The sequence below is a fragment of the Stenotrophomonas sp. YJH_SMC_54 genome, assembly GCF_059368435.1.
The window spans coordinates 139,900-158,438 of the sequence record NZ_JCAFRS010000002.1 but is presented as its reverse complement, the minus strand read 5'-3'; the positions used below and the strand labels follow the sequence as shown (position 1 = coordinate 158,438).

Here is an 18,539-nt window from a genome sequence, read left to right as displayed (position 1 = left end):
ACCCCCAGATCGAGAACCATGACTGATATCGCCCTGACGCTTGCCCAAGATCGCCTGCTGCGCCCCGGCGGGCTGGATACCAACGGCCTGGAGCGCACCTTCGGCCAGCTGCTCGGCCCCGGTGTGGACTTCGGCGACCTCTATTTCCAGCACGCCCGCCGCGAGAGCTGGAGCGTGGAAGACGGCATCGTCAAGGACGGTGCCCATTCCATCGAGCAAGGCGTGGGCGTACGGGCGATGTCCGGCGAGAAGACCGGATTCGCCTACTCCGACGACATCCATGCCGACGCGCTGCTGGCCGCGGCGCAGTCGGCGCGTGCGATTTCGCGCGAGGGTGGCGCGCAGTCCGGGCGCTCGCTGCTGCGTGGCAATTCACGCGCGCTGTATCCGGCGCTGGATCCCATCGATGGCGTCGGCAACGAGGCAAAGGTCGAGGTGCTGAAGCGCCTCGACGGCTACCTGCGTGCCGCCGACCCGCGCGTGAAGCAGGTGATGGTGAGCCTGTCCGGCGGCGTGGACACGGTGCTCATCGCGCGCAGCGACGGCGTGCTGGGCGCTGACGTGCGCCCGCTGGTGCGCCTGAACGTGCAGGTGATCGTCGAACACAACGGCCGCCGCGAGTCCGGCTATGCCGGTGGCGGTGGCCGCTATGGCTACGGGGAACTGTTCGCTGATGGCCGCCCGGAAGCGTTTGCGCGCGAGGCCCTGCGCCAGGCGCTGGTGAACCTGGACGCCGTGCCGGCGCCGGCCGGCGTGATGCCGGTGGTACTGGGACCTGGCTGGCCCGGCGTGCTGCTGCATGAAGCGGTCGGCCACGGCCTGGAAGGCGACTTCAACCGCAAGGGCACCAGCGTGTATGCCGGCCGCATCGGCGAACGCGTGGCGGCACCGGGCGTGACCATCGTCGACGATGGAACCCTGGACGGGCGTCGCGGTTCGCTCAACATCGACGACGAAGGCCACCCGAGCCAGTGCACCACGCTGATCGAGGACGGCATCCTGGTCGGCTACATGCAGGACAGCCTCAATGCACGCCTGATGGGCATGGCACCGACCGGCAACGGGCGTCGCGAATCGTTCGCGCACCTGACCATGCCGCGCATGACCAATACCTACATGCGCGCCGGCCAGCACGACCCGCAGGAAATGATCCGCTCGGTGAAGAAGGGCCTGTATGCAGTGAACTTCGGCGGCGGCCAGGTCGACATCACCAGCGGCAAGTACGTGTTCTCGGCCACCGAGGCCTACCTGATCGAGGATGGCCGCATCACCGCGCCGGTGAAGGGGGCGACCCTGATCGGCAACGGTCCGGAAACCATGCAGAAGGTGCGCATGGTCGGCAACGACCTGGCCCTGGACGAGGGCGTGGGTATCTGTGGCAAGGACGGGCAGAGCGTGCCGGTGGGTGTCGGCCAGCCGTCGCTGTTGATCGAGGGCATCACCGTCGGCGGTACCCAGGCCTGAGCCGGGCGATGGCCAGCGCCACCGCCCGCTCCAGCGCGGACTCAGTCCTCGTCGGCCTCGTCGGTCTCGACGTGGTCGGCGTCTTCGGCGCTGGCCTTCAGGCCGAGCGCCGCCGGCAGCATCAGTGCGCGCAGCACCTGGTAGATCTCGCGATAGGCACGCGGCGGCTTGTTCTTCGCCTTCTCGGCCTGCGCATTGCGCACCAGCGTGCGCAGCTGCTGGCGGTCGGCCTGCGGGTAATCGTCCAGCAGGGCGGCCAGCGCCTTGTCACCTTCGGCCAGCAGGCGCTCGCGCCAGTCTTCCACGCGGTGCATCATCGCCACTTCGCGACGGCCGGTTTCGCTGTTGGCATCCAGCGCATCGCGGATCGCATCCAGCGTGGCTTCTTCTTCGCGGCGCATGTGCTTGGCCAGGAACGCCAGCTGGCGCTTGTGGGCGATGTGCGCGGTGATGCGCTTGCACTCGGCGATGTGCGGCAGCAGGTCTTCCGGGATCGGCAGGCGCGCCAGCTGGGCCGGTGTCAGCGACACCAGTTTTTCGCCCAGGGCCAGGACGTCGAGCGCGTCGCGCCGGTTCTGGCTGCGGCTCTTGTCGTGGAATTCACCGGTTTCTTCGTCGCGTCCGCGCATCGTCCATACCTGATTTCAAAAAAAGTCGCCCGGCGTGATGCCGGGCCCAACCCGTACAGGATAAAGCATTGAACGTGATCGCCCCTGAAGCCGCCGTCGGCGACGACAGCCCGGCCCGGCTGGAACGGCTGGCCGACCTCTCCCAGCAGCTGCTCGACCGCGCCCGCGCGCTGGGCGCCAGCCAGGCTGAAGTCAGCTGCAGCGAAGACCGCGGGCTGGAGGTGAATGTCCGCCTCGGCGAGGTCGAAACCGTGCAGTCCACCCGCGACCGCGGCATCGCCGTCACTGTGTATTTCGGCCAACGCAAGGGCAGCGCCAGCACCGGCGACCTGAACGAGGCCAGCCTGGCGGCCACGGTCGAGCAGGCCTGCGCCATCGCCCGGCATACCGAAGATGACGCGGCCGCCGGTCTGGCCGAGGCGGCCCTGATGGCCACCCACTTCCCGGACCTGGACGGCTGGCACCCGTGGGCGCTGCAGGCCGACGAGGCGGTGGACCTGGCCTTGGCTTGCGAAGCCGCAGGCCGTGAGGCCGATGCGCAGATCCGCAATTCCGACGGCGCCTCGGTGTCGAGCATGCAGAGCCTGTCGGTCTATGCCAATTCGCATGGTTTCATCGGCCGTGAGCGCGGCACCCACCATTCGGTCGGTTGTGCGCTGATCGCCGGGCAGGGCGATGGCATGCAGCGTGACGGCTGGTACACCAGTGCGCTGGCTCGCGAGGACCTGGAGGACGTCGACCTGGTCGGACGTCGTGCCGCCGAGCGCACTGTCGCCCGCCTGCAGCCACGATCGCTGGCCACCGGCAGCATGCCGGTGCTGTTCGCCCCGGAAGTGGCGCGCAGCCTGGTCGGGCACCTGCTGTCGGCGGTGTCCGGCGGTGCTCTATATCGCCAGGCCAGCTTCCTGCTGGACAGCGTTGGCCAACGCCTGTTCCCGGAATGGATGCAGATCGAGGAGCTGCCGCACCTGCGCCGTGGCCTGCGCTCGGCCGCCTTCGACGGCGACGGCGTGGCCACCCGGGCCTCGGCTCTGGTCCGCGACGGCGTGCTGCAGCGCTATGTGCTGGGCAGCTACTCGGCACGCAAGCTGGGCCTGCACACCACTGCCAATGCCGGTGGCGTGCACAACCTGCAGTTGGCGGCCAATGCCGGCCCGCTGCACGACATCGCCCGGCAGATGGGCGATGGCCTGCTGGTGACCGAGCTGATGGGGCAGGGCGTGAACGGCGTGACCGGCGACTATTCGCGTGGCGCGGGTGGCTTCCGGGTCGAGAACGGCGAGATCCAGTATCCGGTGGACGGCATCACCATCGCCGGCAACCTGCGCGAGATGTTCAGCAGCATCGAGGCGGTCGGCAGCGACGTCGATCCCCGTTCGCACATCCGGACCGGTTCGATCCTGTTGGGGCGGATGACCATCGCAGGTAATGATTGATGCCGTCGATGGCGTAAGCTATGCCCGCCTGACGCAATCAGCTGGGTGCTGGTTGGTCAAGACCACCCAATGAAAAGGAGTTTTGTCGTGAGTGAATTCGATAACGTCCCGCCGCCGCCACCGGCCACCGCCGACGTTCCGGCCGACCAGCGCACCATGGCCCTGGCCGCGCACCTGCTGGGCATCTTCACCGGCTTCATCGGCGCGCTGATCATCTGGCTGATCAACAAGGACGATGCTGGCAAGGCCTTCGTGACCGACCAGGCCAAGGAAGCCCTGAACTTCCAGATCACCGTGACCATCGCCATGGTCATCAGCATGATCCTCACCATCGTGATCATCGGCGTGTTCCTGGCCCCGATCGTCGGCATCATCAGCCTGGTGTTCAGCATCATCGCTGCGGTCAAGGCCAACAACGGCGAAGCCTATCGCTACCCGTTCGCGCTGCGCCTGATCAAGTAGGATCGTCCGCACGCGGAACTGAAAACGCCCGGCACTGCCGGGCGTTTTCGTGTGCGGGGAATGCCGGGCCGCGTGCAGCGATCAGTGATCGCGTTCCACCGCCAGCGTCGCCAGCGCGCGCAGCGCGTCGGCTTCCTCGCCATACCCGGCCAGGATCGACTGCATGCGCGCTGCGAGCTCGTGCAGCTGGGCCTTTGCGCCGTCCATGCCAAGCAGGGCGGGGAAGGTGCTCTTGTCCTGCGCCTGGTCCTTGCCGGCAGTCTTGCCCAGCTGTTCGGAACTGGCTTCGACATCGAGGATGTCATCGCGGACCTGGAAGGCCAGGCCGAGTGCATCGGCGAAACTGTCGAGCTGGGCCAGCTGCGGTTCGTGGGCCTGGCCGCACAGCGCGCCCATGCGCACTGCCGCGCGGATCAGCGCGCCGGTCTTCAGCGCGTGCATGCGGGTCAGCGCCGCCAGCGTCTGCTGCTGGCCGGTGGCATCGATGTCCAGCGCCTGGCCGCCACACATGCCGGACGCGCCTGAGGCGTGGGCCAGGGTCTGCAGGCAGGCCACGCGCAACGTGGCCGGCAGCGGCGCATCGGCCAGCAGGCCGAAGGCGCGGGTCTGCAGGGCGTCGCCAGCAAGGATCGCGGTGGCTTCGTCGAAGGCGATGTGGGTGGTGGGCTTGCCGCGACGCAGGGCGTCGTCATCCATCGCCGGAAGGTCGTCATGCACCAGCGAATAGGCATGGATCAGCTCGACGGACATGGCCGCCGCATCCAGGCTTTCCGGCTGCGCACCGAACAGGTGACCACTGGCGTAGACCAGCAGGGGCCGCATGCGCTTGCCGCCACCAAGCACCGAATAGCGCATGGCCTGATGCAGGCGCTGCGGCGCCTCGGCAGGCGAGGGCAGGGCGGCATCGAGCTGGCTTTCGATACGGTCGCGCCAGCGCGCGAACAGAACCTCAGCCGTCATGGCTGGGCGGGTCGAAGGGCTCGGAGGCTTCCGGCTGCGCCGGATCACTGAGCAGGCGCACGCGCAGTTCGGCCTGCTCCAGTGCCTGCTGGCACTGGCGGTACAGACCGACACCACGCTCGTAAGCACTGAGCGAAGCTTCCAGGCTCAGCTCGCCGGTTTCCATCTGCTCCACCAGCTGCTCCAGCGATTCGAGCGACTGCTCGAACTGGGCGACGGGGGAGGCGTTTTCGGGGGACTTCTTGGCCATGCGGCAAGTGTGGACGGGCCGCGCGCGGGGGTCAATTCACCAGCCGCCCGGGCGCCACTGCAACTGCGCGTCATGCGCCTGCAACCAGGCCTGCAGCGGCGCGGCGATGACCACGTCGGCGGCGGCCAGCAACTGCGGGCCATCGAAGATCAACGGCAGCTGCGCGCGTCGCCAGGGGGCGAGGTGCTCGCGCTGCAGGCAGTCCTTCAGCGCGTGCGAATGCTGGCGACCCTGCAGCAGGATGCGCTCGCCGCCCACGCGTGCACGGACCTGCAGTGGCTGTTCGAAAGCGCCGGCGCCCAGCAGGCTCAGCTGGCCACCGTCGGGCAATGGCAGCGGTGCACGGCCATCCCACTCGGCCTGCCAGTCGAGGGGCAGCGAGGGCAGCCGGGCCGGCAGCAGATAGGCGTGGTCGCGCCATTGCTGGATCACGTGCTGCTGCCAGCGCACACGCGCCTGGCGGTCGGTGTCGGCCGGCAATAGCTCCTCCAGCGCCTGCTGCAACACCGAGGCCGGCAACGGTGCCGCATCATGGCCCAGCACCCACGCGCGCAGCACGCGTGCTGCGCGGCGCGGCGACATCTGGCGCAGCAGTTCCAGTGACAGCACGCGCGGTGCCACTTCCAGATGCGCGATCAGCTCGGCGTCTTCCTCGTCCAGCAGTTCGCGGGTCTGCCGGCAATGCGTCGCGCTGCCCGCCAATGCTGCAGCCGCATGCGGCCAGCGCTGGCGCAGCAACGGCAACACCTGCAGGCGCAGGAAGTTGCGATCGGCGTGGTCTTCCGCGTTGCTGGGGTCTTCGATCCAGCGCAGCACGTGCTGGCGCGCGTAGTCGAGCAGTGCACTGCGTGGTACCGCCAGCAGCGGGCGCCAGAAGGGATGTTCGCCAAGGCGGCTGTGCGTGGACATCGCCGCCAGGCCATCGACGCCAGAAGCGCGCAGGGCGCGCAACAGGAAGGTCTCGGCCTGGTCGTCCTGGTGCTGCGCCAGCGCCAGCGTTTCGCCTTCGCGCAGCTCAGCCGCGAACGCGGCGCGTCGTGCCTGTCGCGCGGCACCTTCGGTGCCCAGGCCTGTGCCGTTCTCGACCTGCACGCGGTGCACGGCCAGCTCAATGCCCCAGGCGTCGCATTGCTGCCGGCAGTGCAGCACCCAGTCATCCGCATCGGGTTGCAGGCCGTGATGCACGTGCACCGCGCGCAGGGCGGTGCCGGAAGTCTGCGCGCAGCGCCACAGCCAGTGCAGCAGCACGGTGGAGTCGACGCCACCGCTGTAGCCCACCAGCAGCGGCGCATCCAGCGGAACGAGGGCAGGGAAGGCAGTCACGGTGGCAAGTATAGGGTGGGGTTTACTTGGCAGGGCTGCGCCCTGCACCCGCTACGAGCCAGAGCAACAGCAACAGCAACGGCAGAAGCTGGTTTCCTGAAGGTTGGCGGGGTGGGTCCGGTTGCGGGAGACGCCGTAAACCCGTCCCTGGGGGCTTGGCCGCGGCATCCATGCCGCGGACACTCCCGCAACCGGACCCACCCCGCCTTCGACAGTTTCCTGCGAACTGTCGGGTTGCTCATGGGGTCAGATCCGTTTTCCTGCGGAAAACGGATCTGACCCCGGATTCAATTCGATATCTGACAGATACGATCCACGCAAAGCGTGGATGGTCCAACCGTCACCGGAAAACTGTCGGGGGTGGGGCGGTGTGGGTGGGCAGGACCGTTGGCGCCATGGATGGCGCCATCGAGCCCCCAGGGATGGGTTTACGGCGTGTCCTGCCCACCCACACCGCCCCACCCAACTCACAGAAAACCAGAGCCGCTTTTGATCTTGCTTTGGCGTCTGCAGGTGCAGGGGGCAGCCCTGCCGAAAACCCTACTTCACCCGACGACCCGAACGGTCGATGCGGAACCACTCTCCGCCTTCCATCGGCGTGTGGCCATCGGCATCCGGCGTACCACGACGGCAACCATTGCAGACCTCGGCCACGCCGTCCTGGAACGGCCATGCGAAATCGAAGGTGCCGGGCACCACCTGGCGGAACGTCAGGTCGAAGTAACCCACGCGGTTGCCTACGCGGGCGCGCAGCAGGCCTTCCTGCGGCGTTTCCGGGCCGTTGTCCCAGGTCAGCACCGGCAGGCTGCGGCCCTTGCGGTCGACGTAGTGGAAACCCTGGTCGGCGTACACCACTGCCAGGCCGTGGTCGTCGTAATTCAGGGCCTTCAGCGTGTCGGCACTGATCTTCGGCCGGTGATCGATCACCTCGCAGTTGGGCAGTGGCCACAACCCGTGTTCGTCGGTCAGCAGCTTGCATGCCGGTGCCTGTGCCGCTGCAGTGGCGCTGACCAGCATGCCAAGCAGGGCCAGCGACCGCGCGAAGCGGCCGCTGGCAGCGTCAGGGCGGGCCTCCCGTGCGATCACTTGGCCTCGGCCTTGCGCTCGAACGCGGTCGGTGCCGGCAGCTGCACCGGCACGCCCTTGTCATCGCAGGTGCCGGCCTGGCACAGGCGCTCGCGCAGGGCCGGGGTGGCCTGCACGATCATGTGATAGATCGCGTTCTGTTCCAGCGTGCCGCGGATCGCCTTGCTGCCCGGGCCGCGTGCCCAGATGCCGACGTCCTCGCCACCGTGCGATTCGGACTTCATCGGCACCAGCGCTTCCTGCATGTAGTCCGGATGCTCGGTGTCGACCTCGCGCAGGTTCGGGCGGCCGTTGGCCGGTTCGAAGCTGCTCGGGTTGTGCGGGTAACGCTTCGGGCCGGCCGGCTGCTGGTTGCTGCTGCCGGTATGGCCCGGGCCGTTGGCGTAGCTCAGCGTGGTGTACGGCTGGCCGGTGCCGTCCAGGGCGTAGTCCAGCTTGCCGGCGCCGTCTTCGCCGCCCTTGTCCTTGACCTTGCCCAGGATCGGGTTGCCACGTGCCGGGTAGCCGACGAAATTCAGCGTGTGCGAGTGGTCGGCGGTGACGATGATCAGGGTGTCGTCGGCGGAGGTCAGTTCGTTGGCCACGCGCACTGCGTCGGACAGGGCCACGGTCTCGGTCAGTGCACGGTAGGCATTGCCGCTGTGGTTGGCGTGATCGATGCGCGCGCCTTCGATCATCAGCACGTAGCCTTCCTGGTGCTTCGACAGATTCTTGATCGCTGCGGCAGTCAGTTCGGCCAGGCTCGGCTCGCCGCCCGGATCCTGCGGGCGCTCGTACTCGTAGCGCATGTGGTCCGGCTCGAACAGGCCGAGGATGGCCGGTGCGTTGGCGGCGGCGGCCAGCTGCTTGCTGTTCCACACGTAGGCACCCTGCGGGTGCGCCTGCTGCCATTCCTGCACCAGGCTGCGGCCATCCAGGCGCTGGCCGACCTTGTCGTCGTATTCCGGATCGCGCTCTTCCACGGTGGTGAATTCACCGCGGCCGCCACCGAGGGCGACCAGGGGGCCGCGACCATAGCGTGAGGTCGACAGCAGCTGCTGGGCGATGTCCTTGCAGCCGGCCGCCTTGGCCGCTTCGGTCAGGTCGGTGTCGTTTTCCCAGTTGCGCTCGGGCGAGTGCGCGTAGGTGGCGGCCGGGGTGGCATGGGTCAGGCGCGCGGTGGAGACCACGCCGGTAGCCAGACCGGCGCTGTCGGCCAGCTGCAGCCAGGTCAGCAGGCCCTTGGACAGGCTGTCGGCACAGTCGGTGCGGCTGCCGGCGCTGACGCCGATCGCACCCATGTGGGTCTTCACGCCGGTGGTGATGGCGGTCATGGTGCCGGCCGAATCGGGCGTCTGCGAATCGGTGTTGTAGGTCTTGCTGAATGCCGTGGCCGGGAAGCGCTCCCAGGACAACAGGTTCTCTTCACCGGAGCCACCCTTCTGCTGGCCCTCGTAGATGCGCGAGGCGGCCACGGTGGTCAGGCTCATGCCGTCGCCGAGGAACAGGATGACGTTCTTGGCCTTGCCGGACATCGCACCGTTGGCGGCGGCCTGGGCGGCGCCACTGCGGTACCACCACTGCGGGGTCTCGCCGGCCGGGTGGGCGACGGGGTCGACGGCGACCTTGAGGCTGGCCGGGGCAGTGGCGGGGGGGGTGCTGGCGCAGGCGCCCAGCAGCAGGGTGGTGGCGCAGGCGGCCAACAGGGAGACGGAACGGCGCATGGACGCTGGGATCTCACAAACTGTAACGGGACGTTCATTATGCCCGCCCTCGCAAGGCACGCCGATGACACACTGATTTGCCGGTCGGGCGGTCGTTCCCCAGCCGTTGATGGGCTATCGTGCCAGCATCCCTTCCTTCCCTCTGGATTGCCTATGAAGCTGGTCTCTGCCTGGCTGCGGATTCCATTCTGGCAGCGCGTGGTCGGTGGCTTCGTGCTCGGCGCGCTGGCCGGCTGGGCGCTCGGCCCGGCCGCGGAAACGTGGTTCGGCCCGCTTGGCGAGCTGTACGTCACCCTGATCAAGATGATCGCGGTGCCGCTGGTGTTCTTCGCGGTGATCAATGCGATCTCGTCGCTGCACGGCCAGAAGTCGGTTGCCGCGCTCAGTGGCCGCACCTTCCTGTGGTTCGTGATCACCGCTGCGTTGGCGGTGTGCGTCGGACTGGGCGTGGGCACCGTGCTGCAGCCCGGCGCCGGTGGCCTGCAGCTGACGATGGCCAGCAATTACGTGCCGCGCGAAGTGCCCAGCGTGGTGCAGGTGCTGCTGGACGTGGTACCGGCCAATGTCTTCTATGCGCTGTCTGGTATCGGCACCAAGGTCAACGCGGCCGGCGAAACCGTGCTGGCCGCCGGCCGTGGCTCGATCCTGCCGGTCATCTTCTTCGCTGGCCTGGTCGGCTTCGCCATCGTCAAGCTCGGCGAGAAGGTGACCGAGGCGCGCAAGCTGGTCGGCCAGATGAGCGACATCATGATCCAGGTGACCCGCTTCGTGCTGGAAGTCACCCCGATCGGCACCTTTGGCCTGATCGCCGGCCTGGTCGGCAGCTACGGGTTCGAGAAGCTGCTGCCGCTGGGGCATTTCGTGCTGGCCCTGTACGTGGCCTGCGCCCTGCACATCGTGGTGGTCTACAGCGCACTGTTGTTGGCGCACGGACTGAACCCGCTGAAGTTCTTCCGTGGTGCGGCGCCGGGCATGCAGGTTGCGTTCGTCAGCTCTTCCAGCTTCGCGGCGATGCCGGTGGCACTGCGTTCGATCACCCACAACCTGGGCGTGAACAAGGATTACGGTTCGTTTGCGGTGCCGCTGGGCGCCAGCATCAAGATGGACGGCTGCGGTGCCATCTACCCGGCGCTGTGCGCGGTGTTCATCGCGCAGTACAGCGGTGTGCCGCTGACCCCTGAACAGTACGTGGTGGTGCTGATTGCTTCGGTGCTGGGCAGCTTCGGTACGGCCGGTGTTCCGGGTACCGCGGTGATCATGGCTACGGTGGTGCTGAGCGCGGCCAACCTGCCGTTGGAGACGATCGGCTACCTGTATGCCATCGACCGCATCCTCGACATGATGCGCACGATGACGAACGTGACCGGCCAGATGCTGGTGCCGGTGATCGTGGCCAAGGAAACCGGGCTGCTCGACCAGGCGGTGTATGACAATCCGTCCAGCAATGTGGGTGTGGACGACCCCGATCCGACGCCGCCACGCGGCTGAGGGTGTGTGGAGACGAAAGGCCCGCCCTGAACGGCGGGCTTTTTGTTTGGGAGCTGGCTGGCGCGGTGGCGGTCAAGCCGGGCCTGGTAGATCCACGCCATGCGTGGATGGAGGCGGTGCCGACCAACGGTCGGCCCCCACCAAAGGTCAGTACCCACCAGAGGTCAGTACCCACCAGAGGTCAGTACCCACCAGAGGTCGGTAGATCCACGCCATGCGTGGATGAAGGCGGTGCCGACCAAGATCGGCAGCTACCCACCATTGCGCGGGCCTAACAAAAAAGACGCTGCAGGGCAGCGGCTTTCTCGTGTCAGGCGGCGTGGTAGCGCCAACCGGCCAGATCAGAGATCGACCCGGCGGGCCTGCATGAACTTGTTGCCCCAGTAGCCGCTGAGCAGGGTGTCCACGCGCACGTCCTTGCCCGAGCTCGGTGCGTGCAGGAAGCGGCCATCACCCACATAGATGCCGACGTGATCGACGCGGCCCTTGCGGCCGAAGAACACCAGGTCACCGGCGGCCAGCGCGGTGCGGTCGTTGATCAGTTCGGCGTTGTCGTCATGTGCCATTTCGCGCGAGACGCGCGGCAGCTCAATGCCCAGGGCCGAGCGGAACACGTAGCCGACCAGACCACTGCAGTCGAAGCCGCTGTCCGGGTTGCTGCCGCCCCAACGGTATGGGGTGCCCAGCAGGGTCATCGCGCGACGCAGCAGCGACTGCACCTTGCCATTGTCGGCCGCGGTGCCGACAACGCTGCCATTGGCAGCGCTGCTGGTGTCGTAGTTGGCGAGGAGGCGGCTGAGGTCACCGGCCACCACGGCCGAGCGGTCCATCAGCGGAATGGTGTCGTTGGCGGCCAGGTGAGGCAGCAGGGCGGCCAGGGTAGCGCTGGCGGCGGCGTCGACGCGGCTGCGTTGCGGAGCGGCAGCCTCGGCCTTGGCGGCCGGTCGGGCGGTGCTCTCGGCCACCGGGGCCGGGCTCACATCGGAACGGTTCGGAGCAGTCTGCGACCAGGCCGGAAGGCTGGTCAGACACAGTGCCAGGCCAAGCAACAGCGGGCGGGCACTACGTGAAGATACGGAAGTCTGGCCTTCGCTTTTCAGGTCGTCAGTCGTCACGCGTCGGTCACAGGAAAAAAACGATGGGGCATCATGCCCTGTAAAAGCGCGGATAAGTTAAAAATTCCGTTAGTAATTCGTTAGTTGCATGGTGATGTTCGTCACAGTTTTGAACATATCGCCTGTTCATTTTAGCGAAGGACGCGTTTCGCCCCTGTGTAGTGGTCCTTCCAGTAGGGACCGCTGATCGAGTCGAGGCGCACGGTGCCGCCGGTGCTCGGCGCATGCACGAAACGCCCTTCACCGACATAGATACCGACATGGGTGACGCTGCCGCGGCTGCCGAAGAACACCAGGTCGCCGGTGGCCAGGCGCTGCGGATCGATCTTCGGACCCTGTACCGCCGCCAGGTCGCGCGAGGTACGCGGCAGTTTCAGGTCCAGCATCTCGCGATAGACATAGGCCACCAGGCCGCTGCAGTCGAAGCCGGAATCCGGGGTGTTGCCGCCATAGCGGTAGGGGGTGCCGACCAGGCTGATGGCACGCATCAGCACCGAGTTGGCCGCCTCGGGGTTGTCCGGCACGGTCTTCGGCCAGTTCGCGGTCGGCGGGGGCGGAGCGGGGCGGGTGGCCTTGCCGCCGCCGCAGGCGGTCATCAGCACGGGCAGGGCCAGCAGCAGGGCCGGGGCGAGGAGCCGGCGCAGGCCGGACGAAACTGGCGTGATGTGCATGTTCTCCGGATAATGCGCCACCTTGGGATTGGCCGTCATGATGGCGGCGTCCCCGCCGGGCGACAACCCGCCCCAACCCGCCTGCCTCCGGCAGATCCAGACAGAGTTGCGCATGAAGATCGAAAAAGACCGCGTTGTCCGCTTCCACTACACCGTTTCCGAAGTCGGCCAGGAGCCGATCGAATCGTCCAAGGACCGCGGCGAGCCGCTGGCGATCCTGATCGGCCACGGCAACATCATCCCGGGCCTGGAAAACGCCATGATGGACAAGGAAGCCGGCGCGACCTTCAGCGTTGACGTCAACGCAGCCGATGCCTACGGCGAGCGCCGCGAGGGTCTGTCCCAGCGCGTGCCGAAGAAGCATTTCGGCAACACCAAGCTGGCTCCGGGCCAGCAGGTCGTGCTGCAGACCAACTTCGGCCCGCGTGCGGTGACCGTGCAGAAGGTCGGCATGAGCGTCGTCGACGTCGACCTGAACCATCCGATGGCTGGCAAGGACCTGCACTTCGACGTGGAAATCGTCGATGTGCGCGAAGCCGGCAAGGAAGAGATCGACCACGGCCACGTCCACGGCGACGGCGGTCACCACCACTGATCGCAGCGCGATCATGATGGCAGCAACGGCCCGCTTCGGCGGGCCATTGCGTTTCTGGAACACGGCGCGGCCATCCATGGCACGCGGGCCGGCGGCATAATGGCGGACCTGCCCGACGGACGCCCCGTGAACGCCGCTTCTCCTTCCCTGCAGCCGGTGGCTTCCGGCGAACGCATCGCCGTGCTGGACGTGCTGCGCGGTGCTGCGCTGCTGGGCATCCTGCTGATGAACATCGAGGCCTTCAGCGGACCGCTGGACCTGGCCTTCACCGGCATCGACGTGCATTGGCAGGGTATCGACTACTGGGCCGATGCCTTTGTCTACGTATTCGTGCAGGGGAAGTTCTTCACCCTGTTCTCGTTGCTCTTCGGCGCCGGCTTCGCGGTGATGGCGCAGCGCGCCGAGGCGGCCGGGCGTGACTTCACCCCGTTCTACCTGCGCCGCAGCGCTGGCCTGCTGCTGATCGGCCTGTGCCACGCGCTGCTGGTCTGGTCCGGCGACATCCTGGTGATGTACGCGTTGGTCTCGTTGCCGTTGCTGGCCTGCCGCGAGGCGCCGCGCAGCTGGCTGCCGTGGATGGGTGTAACGGTCTATCTCGGCGGTGTGGCGATGATGCTGCTGGTCGGCGCGATGGTGTCGATGGCTTCGGCGGAGGACGTGCGGAAGATGCTCACCGACGCGCAGCAGAGCATCGATCTGCAGCGCCTGGTGTACGGGCAGGGCAGCTGGATGCAGGCCAATGCGCAGCGGCTGAGCGAGTTCGGCACGTCGATGGGGGCGATGCTGATCACCGGCCCGGAAGTGCTGGGCATGTTCCTGATCGGCAGCTGGTTTGCCGGCAGCGGCGCGCTGGCCACGCCGGATCGCTTCCCGCGGCTGTATGCGGTGTTGCGTTGGGGGGCGCTGCCCTTCGGCCTGCTGGTCACGCTGCTGGGTGTTGCCTGGAAGCCGTATCTGGCGCCGGGCGCTTACGATCTGCCGGTTACGGCGGCGATGGCGTTGGTGACGATCGGCGGCCTGCCGATGTGCCTGGGTTACCTGGCCTGGATCGTACACTGCCGCGCGCGGCTGGGCTGGCTGGCGCCGGTCGGGCGCATGGCGTTGACCCATTACCTCGGCCAGTCGCTGCTGTGCACCTGGCTGTTCTACCACTACGGCCTGGGCGCGTTCGAAACGATGCCACGCAGCGTGCAGTTGATGTTCGCGCTGCTGCTGTTCACCGTGCAGGTGGGCATCTCGCACGTATGGCTGCGCCGCTTCCGCTTTGGGCCGATGGAATGGCTGTGGCGCGCGATGACCTATCGGCAGTGGCCGCCGATGCGGCGCGAGGCCGGCCAGGGCTGATCGATGCAGGGCGCGCGCGAGGATGTGATCGTGGTCGGCGCCGGTGCCATTGGACTGGCTGCCGCACTCGCGCTGCGTGCACAGGGCCGGCAGGTACGCGTGATCGACCGTGGGCGTGTCGGCGGCGCGACTTCGCATGGCAACTGCGGCACCATCACCCCCAGCCACGCGCCACCGCTGGCAGCGCCCGGCGTGCCGTTGCGCGCGCTGCGCTGGATGCTCGATCCGCGTGCGCCGCTGTACGTGCGTACACGCCTGGACCCAGCATTGTGGCGCTGGCTGCTGCAGTTCGGGGCGCGCTGCAACGCACGCGACTGGCTGCACGCCACGCGGGCACGCGGCGCATTGTTGAATGATTCACGGCTGCGCCTGGCGCAGTGGGTGCAGACGCATGCGCTGGACTGCGAGTTCGAGGCGCGCGGTCTGGACTATGTGTTCGGTGACGCCCGCAATTTCGATCACCACGCTGCCGAGTGTGAGGCGCTGAACGCACAGGGCATTGCCTCGGCGCGCATCGATGGCACCGACTACGCGCGCGACAATCCGGCGTTCCATGATCGCCTTGCCGGTGCGATCCACTTCCCCGGCGATGCCCAGCTGCGTCCGGACCGCTACACCGCCGAACTGGCGCGCGTGCTGCGCGCACAGGGCGTGGTGATCGAAGAACAGTCGGACGTGGAGGTTTTCAGCGCCGACGCGCAGGGTGTGCGCGTGCGTGCCGGTGAACGCATGCTGCAGGCGCGCGAGCTGGTGCTGGCGACCGGGCCGTGGTCACCGCGCTGGGCGCGGCAACTGGATCTGCGCGTGCCGATCCAACCCGGCAAGGGCTACTCGCTGACCTGGTCACGACCGGCGCAGGTGCCGCAGCGTCCAGTCGTGCTGAAGGACCATTCCGTGTTCGTGATCGCCTGGCGCGAAGCGCTGCGGCTGGGCGGCACCATGGAATTCGCCGGTGCCGATCCGCAGCTGCGCACGACCCGCCTGCAGGCCTTGCAGCAGGCCGCCGACCACTACCTGCGCGCGCCACGTGGTGCGCGGCTGCAGGAGCAGTGGTGCGGGTGGCGCCCCATGAGCGTGGACGACGTGCCGTTGATCGGCCGCGCGCCCGCGCATCCTCACGTCTGGCTTGCAGCGGGGCATGGCATGCTCGGCATCAGCATGAGCGCCGGCACCGGCCAGCTGATCGCCGATCTCGTCTGCGGCCGCACGCCGGCGATCGATCCTGCCCCTTACCGACCCGAGCGATTCCGATGAGCACTGCACCCTATGATTACGACCTGATCGTCCTTGGCGGTGGTTCCGCCGGCCTGGCTGGCGCGATCCGCGCCGCGCAGCACGGCAAGCGCGTGGCGCTGCTGGAGCCTGGTGAACTGGGCGGGACCTGCGTCAACGTCGGCTGCGTGCCGAAGAAGGCCATGTGGCTGGCGGCCGACCTGCACGAGCGCATCGGCCTGGCCAGTGCGATGGGTTTCGATGTCAAGGCACGCCCGGCATTGTCGTGGAAGGAGCTGGTGATCCATCGCCAGGCCTACATCAGCAACATCCACACCAGCTACCACAAGCGCCTGGACGAAACCGGCGTGGTGCGCATTCCGGCGCGCGGTCATCTGCTCGATGCGCATACCGTGGCCTGCAGCGATGGCGTGCGTTACAGCGCTGAACACATCCTGATCGCCACCGGCGCGCACCCGCTGCGGCCTGACATCCCCGGTGCCGAACTGGGCCTGGTCTCCGATGATTTCTTCGATCTGCGCGCGGCACCGGCCGAGGTGGCGATCATCGGTGGCGGTTACATCGCGGTGGAGCTGGCCGGCCTGCTGCAGGCACTGGGCAGCAAGGTGAGCCTGCTGGTGCGTGGCCAGCGGCTGCTGGATCGCTTCGATTACGAGCTGACCGATCAGCTGGCCGAGAACCTGAAGCAGCAGGGCGTGCGCATCCATTTCGGCTATCGCCTGCGCGAACTGCAGCGCGATGGCGAACGCGTACGTGCATTCGGCCATGATGGCCCGCTCGACAGCGTGTTCGACGCGGTGTTCTTTGCCACCGGCCGCCGTGGCAACAGCCGCGATCTGGGCCTGGAAGCGCTCGGCATCGGTATCGGCGAACACCAGCAGGTGCAGGTGGACGAATGGCAGACCACGTGTGTGCCGAGCGTGCACGCGGTGGGCGACATCGCTGGCAAGGTCGGCCTGACCCCGGTGGCGGTGGCCGCTTCGCGGCGGCTGATGGACCGCCTGTTCGGTGGCCGCCCGCAGTCGAAGATGGATTACGAGAACGTGGCCAGCGTGGTGTTCTCGCATCCACCGCTGGGCGCGGTGGGCATGAGCGAAGAAGAGGCGCGCGCGCGGTTCGATCAGGTGAGCGTCTACCACAGCCGTTTCCGTCCGATGCTGCAGGGGCTGGCCAATGGCACCCAGCGCAGCCTGTTCAAGATGGTCTGTGCTGGTCCGGAAGAACGGGTGGTGGGCATCCACCTGCTGGGCGAAGCGGCCGACGAGATCCTGCAGGGGTTTGCGGTGGCGGTGAAGATGGGCGCGACCAAGGCCCAGTTCGACGACACCGTGGCGATCCACCCGACCTCGGCCGAGGAAGTCGTGCTGATGCGCTGAGCTGGACGGTTTTAGAGCCGAGCGCAGGCTCGGCTCTCCAGGTCACCAGGCGTACCCATGCGACAATGGACGCCCTTACGCCTTCCCTGGCCGCCCCGTGCGGCCCGCCGTCGTCCTGATGTCCAGCCCCGCTTCCCGTATCGCCACCGCTTCCCCACGCATCGCGCTGGGAGGCATCGGCCTGGCCGCCATCGGCGCCATCGCCGCCTCCGGCAAGGCCATCATCGTCAAGCTCGGACTGCGTCACGGCGTGGATGCCACCACGCTGCTCGCCCTGCGCATGCTGATGGCGCTACCGCTGTTCGTACTGATGGCACTGTGGGCCGCGCGCCGGGCCGAGCCGCTGACCTGGGCCGACCGTGCCCGCGTTTTGTGGCTGGGCTTCACCGGCTACTACCTGTCCAGTCTGCTCGACTTCCAGGGCCTGCAGTACATCAGCGTGACCCTTGAGCGCCTGATTCTTTACTTGAACCCGACCCTGGTGCTGCTGATCAACGTGCTGCTGACGCGCCAGCGGCCGGGTCGGTGGCAGATCGGCGCGCTGGTGCTGAGTTACCTCGGCGTGCTGCTCGCCTTCGGCCACGATCTGCAGCGCGAGGGCGGGCAGATCATCGTCGGCAGCCTGCTGGTACTGGGCAGTGCGCTCAGCTACGCGCTGTACCTGTTCGGCAGTGGGCAGGTAGTCGCACGCATCGGCGCGGTGCGGTTGACCGCCTATGCCAGCTGCGTGGCCAGCGTGCTGGTGCTGCTGCATTTCGCGGTGACCCATCCGCTGCCGTTGCTGTGGCAGGCACCGGCGCCAGTGCAATGGCTGTCGCTGGTCAATGCCACCGTGTGCACGGTGCTGCCGGTGCTGGCGATCATGCTGGCGGTGCAGCGCGTGGGTTCGTCGCTGGCCGCGCAGGTCGGTATGCTGGGCCCTGTTTCCACCATCGTGATGAGCCTATGGCTGCTCGACGAACCGATGGGGCCGGCGCAGATCGCCGGCACCGTGCTGGTGCTGATCGGCGTTCTGCTGGTGACCCGCCTGCGGCGCTGACGCCGGAGCAGGCGCGTGCGCGCATCCTGGCGGTGATCCGCGCGATCCCCGTGGGGCAGGTGATGGGCTACGGCCAGGTGGCGATGCGCGCGGGCCTGCCCGGGCGTGCACGCCTGACCGCGCGCATCCTGGGCCAGAACGACGACCCGGACCTGCCCTGGCACCGCGTGCTGCGCTCGGATGGGCGCATCGCCATGGAAGAAGGGTCGGCCGGATGGCGCGAGCAGTCACAGCGGTTGCGCGCGGAGGGCGTGGTGGTGGAGAACGGCCGGGTGCGGATGCCGGCGGCTGATCCGGCAGCGGCACTGGATGCCGCTGTGTGGGGCCCGGGCTGAGCACCGCTGGCGACTGAACAGGCCGGACCT

At 67.6% G+C, this 18,539-nt stretch carries 18 protein-coding genes; 10 read left to right on the top strand and 8 right to left on the bottom strand.

Going from position 1 to position 18,539, the window contains the following annotated elements; translation table 11 throughout:
- Nucleotides 1-18 precede the first annotated feature (18 nt).
- Nucleotides 19-1,464 (top strand): metalloprotease TldD, encoded by a 1,446-nt coding sequence (gene tldD, locus AC5P5S_RS03065; RefSeq protein ID WP_062606143.1) that lies wholly within the window; start codon nt 19-21, stop codon nt 1,462-1,464.
- 41 nt (nt 1,465-1,505) lie between these two features.
- Here tldD and yjgA read toward each other — a convergent pair whose 3' ends face one another.
- The gene (gene yjgA, locus AC5P5S_RS03060) at nt 1,506-2,093 is read right to left on the bottom strand and encodes a ribosome biogenesis factor YjgA (RefSeq protein WP_062606145.1); all 588 of its coding nucleotides are present in this window, start codon (nt 2,091-2,093) and stop codon (nt 1,506-1,508) included.
- A 68-nt stretch (nt 2,094-2,161) separates the two neighbouring features.
- On the opposite strand from yjgA, the gene pmbA reads away from it, so the two are divergent.
- Together pmbA and AC5P5S_RS03050 are read left to right on the top strand one after the other, a co-directional pair.
- Nucleotides 2,162-3,529 carry a metalloprotease PmbA gene (gene pmbA / locus AC5P5S_RS03055; protein ID WP_062606147.1) on the top strand — a complete coding sequence of 456 codons (1,368 nt, stop codon included), beginning with the start codon at nt 2,162-2,164 and terminating at the stop codon, nt 3,527-3,529.
- An 87-nt stretch (nt 3,530-3,616) separates the two neighbouring features.
- Nucleotides 3,617-3,991 carry a DUF4870 domain-containing protein gene (locus AC5P5S_RS03050; RefSeq protein WP_005410524.1) on the top strand — a complete coding sequence of 125 codons (375 nt, stop codon included), beginning with the start codon at nt 3,617-3,619 and terminating at the stop codon, nt 3,989-3,991.
- A gap of 81 nt (nt 3,992-4,072) precedes the next feature.
- On the opposite strand, the gene AC5P5S_RS03045 is transcribed toward AC5P5S_RS03050, so the two are convergent.
- The 5 genes from AC5P5S_RS03045 to AC5P5S_RS03025 all read right to left on the bottom strand — a co-directional run bounded on the left by AC5P5S_RS03045 (nt 4,073) and on the right by AC5P5S_RS03025 (nt 9,313).
- Nucleotides 4,073-4,951, bottom strand: a complete 879-nt coding sequence (locus AC5P5S_RS03045) for a polyprenyl synthetase family protein (protein WP_005410523.1) — start codon at nt 4,949-4,951, stop codon at nt 4,073-4,075.
- On the bottom strand, nt 4,941-5,201 hold the full coding sequence (locus AC5P5S_RS03040; RefSeq protein ID WP_005410522.1) for an exodeoxyribonuclease VII small subunit: 261 nt from the start codon (nt 5,199-5,201) through the stop codon (nt 4,941-4,943). The genes AC5P5S_RS03045 and AC5P5S_RS03040 overlap by 11 nt, the downstream gene beginning before the upstream one ends.
- A gap of 36 nt (nt 5,202-5,237) precedes the next feature.
- Nucleotides 5,238-6,524, bottom strand: coding sequence for a tRNA lysidine(34) synthetase TilS (gene tilS, locus AC5P5S_RS03035; protein WP_171956661.1), 1,287 nt, complete (start codon nt 6,522-6,524; stop codon nt 5,238-5,240).
- Between the two features lie 540 nt (nt 6,525-7,064).
- Nucleotides 7,065-7,610: a WG repeat-containing protein gene (locus AC5P5S_RS03030; RefSeq protein WP_062606151.1), complete on the bottom strand. Its 546-nt coding sequence runs from the start codon at nt 7,608-7,610 to the stop codon at nt 7,065-7,067.
- Nucleotides 7,607-9,313 carry an alkaline phosphatase gene (locus AC5P5S_RS03025; protein WP_062606158.1) on the bottom strand — a complete coding sequence of 569 codons (1,707 nt, stop codon included), beginning with the start codon at nt 9,311-9,313 and terminating at the stop codon, nt 7,607-7,609. Before AC5P5S_RS03025 ends, AC5P5S_RS03030 begins: the two co-directional genes overlap by 4 nt.
- A gap of 153 nt (nt 9,314-9,466) precedes the next feature.
- Between AC5P5S_RS03025 and AC5P5S_RS03020 the strand changes: the two genes are divergently transcribed.
- A complete protein-coding gene (locus AC5P5S_RS03020) occupies nt 9,467-10,801 on the top strand; it encodes a dicarboxylate/amino acid:cation symporter (protein ID WP_005410518.1) in 1,335 nt (444 codons plus the stop codon).
- A gap of 341 nt (nt 10,802-11,142) precedes the next feature.
- Here the strand turns inward: AC5P5S_RS03020 and AC5P5S_RS03015 are convergent, their stop codons facing one another.
- Together AC5P5S_RS03015 and AC5P5S_RS03010 are read right to left on the bottom strand one after the other, a co-directional pair.
- Nucleotides 11,143-11,916 carry a C40 family peptidase gene (locus AC5P5S_RS03015; protein ID WP_005410517.1) on the bottom strand — a complete coding sequence of 258 codons (774 nt, stop codon included), beginning with the start codon at nt 11,914-11,916 and terminating at the stop codon, nt 11,143-11,145.
- Between the two features lie 131 nt (nt 11,917-12,047).
- Nucleotides 12,048-12,626 (bottom strand): C40 family peptidase, encoded by a 579-nt coding sequence (locus tag AC5P5S_RS03010; RefSeq protein ID WP_012480916.1) that lies wholly within the window; start codon nt 12,624-12,626, stop codon nt 12,048-12,050.
- Nucleotides 12,627-12,699: 73 nt separating this feature from the next.
- On the opposite strand from AC5P5S_RS03010, the gene AC5P5S_RS03005 reads away from it, so the two are divergent.
- The 6 genes from AC5P5S_RS03005 (at nt 12,700) to AC5P5S_RS02980 (ending at nt 18,509) form a co-directional block, all read left to right on the top strand.
- Nucleotides 12,700-13,182, top strand: a complete 483-nt coding sequence (locus tag AC5P5S_RS03005) for an FKBP-type peptidyl-prolyl cis-trans isomerase (RefSeq protein WP_012480915.1) — start codon at nt 12,700-12,702, stop codon at nt 13,180-13,182.
- 99 nt (nt 13,183-13,281) lie between these two features.
- A complete protein-coding gene (locus AC5P5S_RS03000; protein ID WP_024956344.1) occupies nt 13,282-14,526 on the top strand; it encodes a DUF418 domain-containing protein in 1,245 nt (414 codons plus the stop codon).
- A gap of 3 nt (nt 14,527-14,529) precedes the next feature.
- Nucleotides 14,530-15,780, top strand: a complete 1,251-nt coding sequence (locus AC5P5S_RS02995; protein ID WP_012480913.1) for an NAD(P)/FAD-dependent oxidoreductase — start codon at nt 14,530-14,532, stop codon at nt 15,778-15,780.
- Nucleotides 15,777-17,135: a glutathione-disulfide reductase gene (gene gorA / locus AC5P5S_RS02990; protein WP_005410512.1), complete on the top strand. Its 1,359-nt coding sequence runs from the start codon at nt 15,777-15,779 to the stop codon at nt 17,133-17,135. The genes AC5P5S_RS02995 and gorA overlap by 4 nt, the downstream gene beginning before the upstream one ends.
- 118 nt (nt 17,136-17,253) lie before the next feature.
- Nucleotides 17,254-18,174, top strand: a complete 921-nt coding sequence (locus tag AC5P5S_RS02985) for a DMT family transporter (protein WP_012480911.1) — start codon at nt 17,254-17,256, stop codon at nt 18,172-18,174.
- Nucleotides 18,081-18,509 (top strand): MGMT family protein, encoded by a 429-nt coding sequence (locus tag AC5P5S_RS02980; protein WP_371105605.1) that lies wholly within the window; start codon nt 18,081-18,083, stop codon nt 18,507-18,509. Before AC5P5S_RS02985 ends, AC5P5S_RS02980 begins: the two co-directional genes overlap by 94 nt.
- Nucleotides 18,510-18,539: the final 30 nt, after the last annotated feature.

Coding starts and splice junctions, on each gene's coding strand:
- tldD (WP_062606143.1), top strand. CDS start 19: ATGACTGATATCGCCCTGACGCTTGCCCAAGATCGCCTGCTGCGCCCC.
- yjgA (WP_062606145.1), bottom strand. CDS start 2,093: ATGCGCGGACGCGACGAAGAAACCGGTGAATTCCACGACAAGAGCCGC.
- AC5P5S_RS03045 (WP_005410523.1), bottom strand. CDS start 4,951: ATGACGGCTGAGGTTCTGTTCGCGCGCTGGCGCGACCGTATCGAAAGC.
- AC5P5S_RS03040 (WP_005410522.1), bottom strand. CDS start 5,201: ATGGCCAAGAAGTCCCCCGAAAACGCCTCCCCCGTCGCCCAGTTCGAG.
- AC5P5S_RS03025 (WP_062606158.1), bottom strand. CDS start 9,313: ATGCGCCGTTCCGTCTCCCTGTTGGCCGCCTGCGCCACCACCCTGCTG.
- AC5P5S_RS03020 (WP_005410518.1), top strand. CDS start 9,467: ATGAAGCTGGTCTCTGCCTGGCTGCGGATTCCATTCTGGCAGCGCGTG.
- AC5P5S_RS03010 (WP_012480916.1), bottom strand. CDS start 12,626: ATGACGGCCAATCCCAAGGTGGCGCATTATCCGGAGAACATGCACATC.
- AC5P5S_RS03005 (WP_012480915.1), top strand. CDS start 12,700: ATGAAGATCGAAAAAGACCGCGTTGTCCGCTTCCACTACACCGTTTCC.
- AC5P5S_RS03000 (WP_024956344.1), top strand. CDS start 13,282: ATGGCGGACCTGCCCGACGGACGCCCCGTGAACGCCGCTTCTCCTTCC.
- AC5P5S_RS02995 (WP_012480913.1), top strand. CDS start 14,530: ATGCAGGGCGCGCGCGAGGATGTGATCGTGGTCGGCGCCGGTGCCATT.
- gorA (WP_005410512.1), top strand. CDS start 15,777: ATGAGCACTGCACCCTATGATTACGACCTGATCGTCCTTGGCGGTGGT.
- AC5P5S_RS02985 (WP_012480911.1), top strand. CDS start 17,254: ATGTCCAGCCCCGCTTCCCGTATCGCCACCGCTTCCCCACGCATCGCG.
- AC5P5S_RS02980 (WP_371105605.1), top strand. CDS start 18,081: ATGGCTGCTCGACGAACCGATGGGGCCGGCGCAGATCGCCGGCACCGT.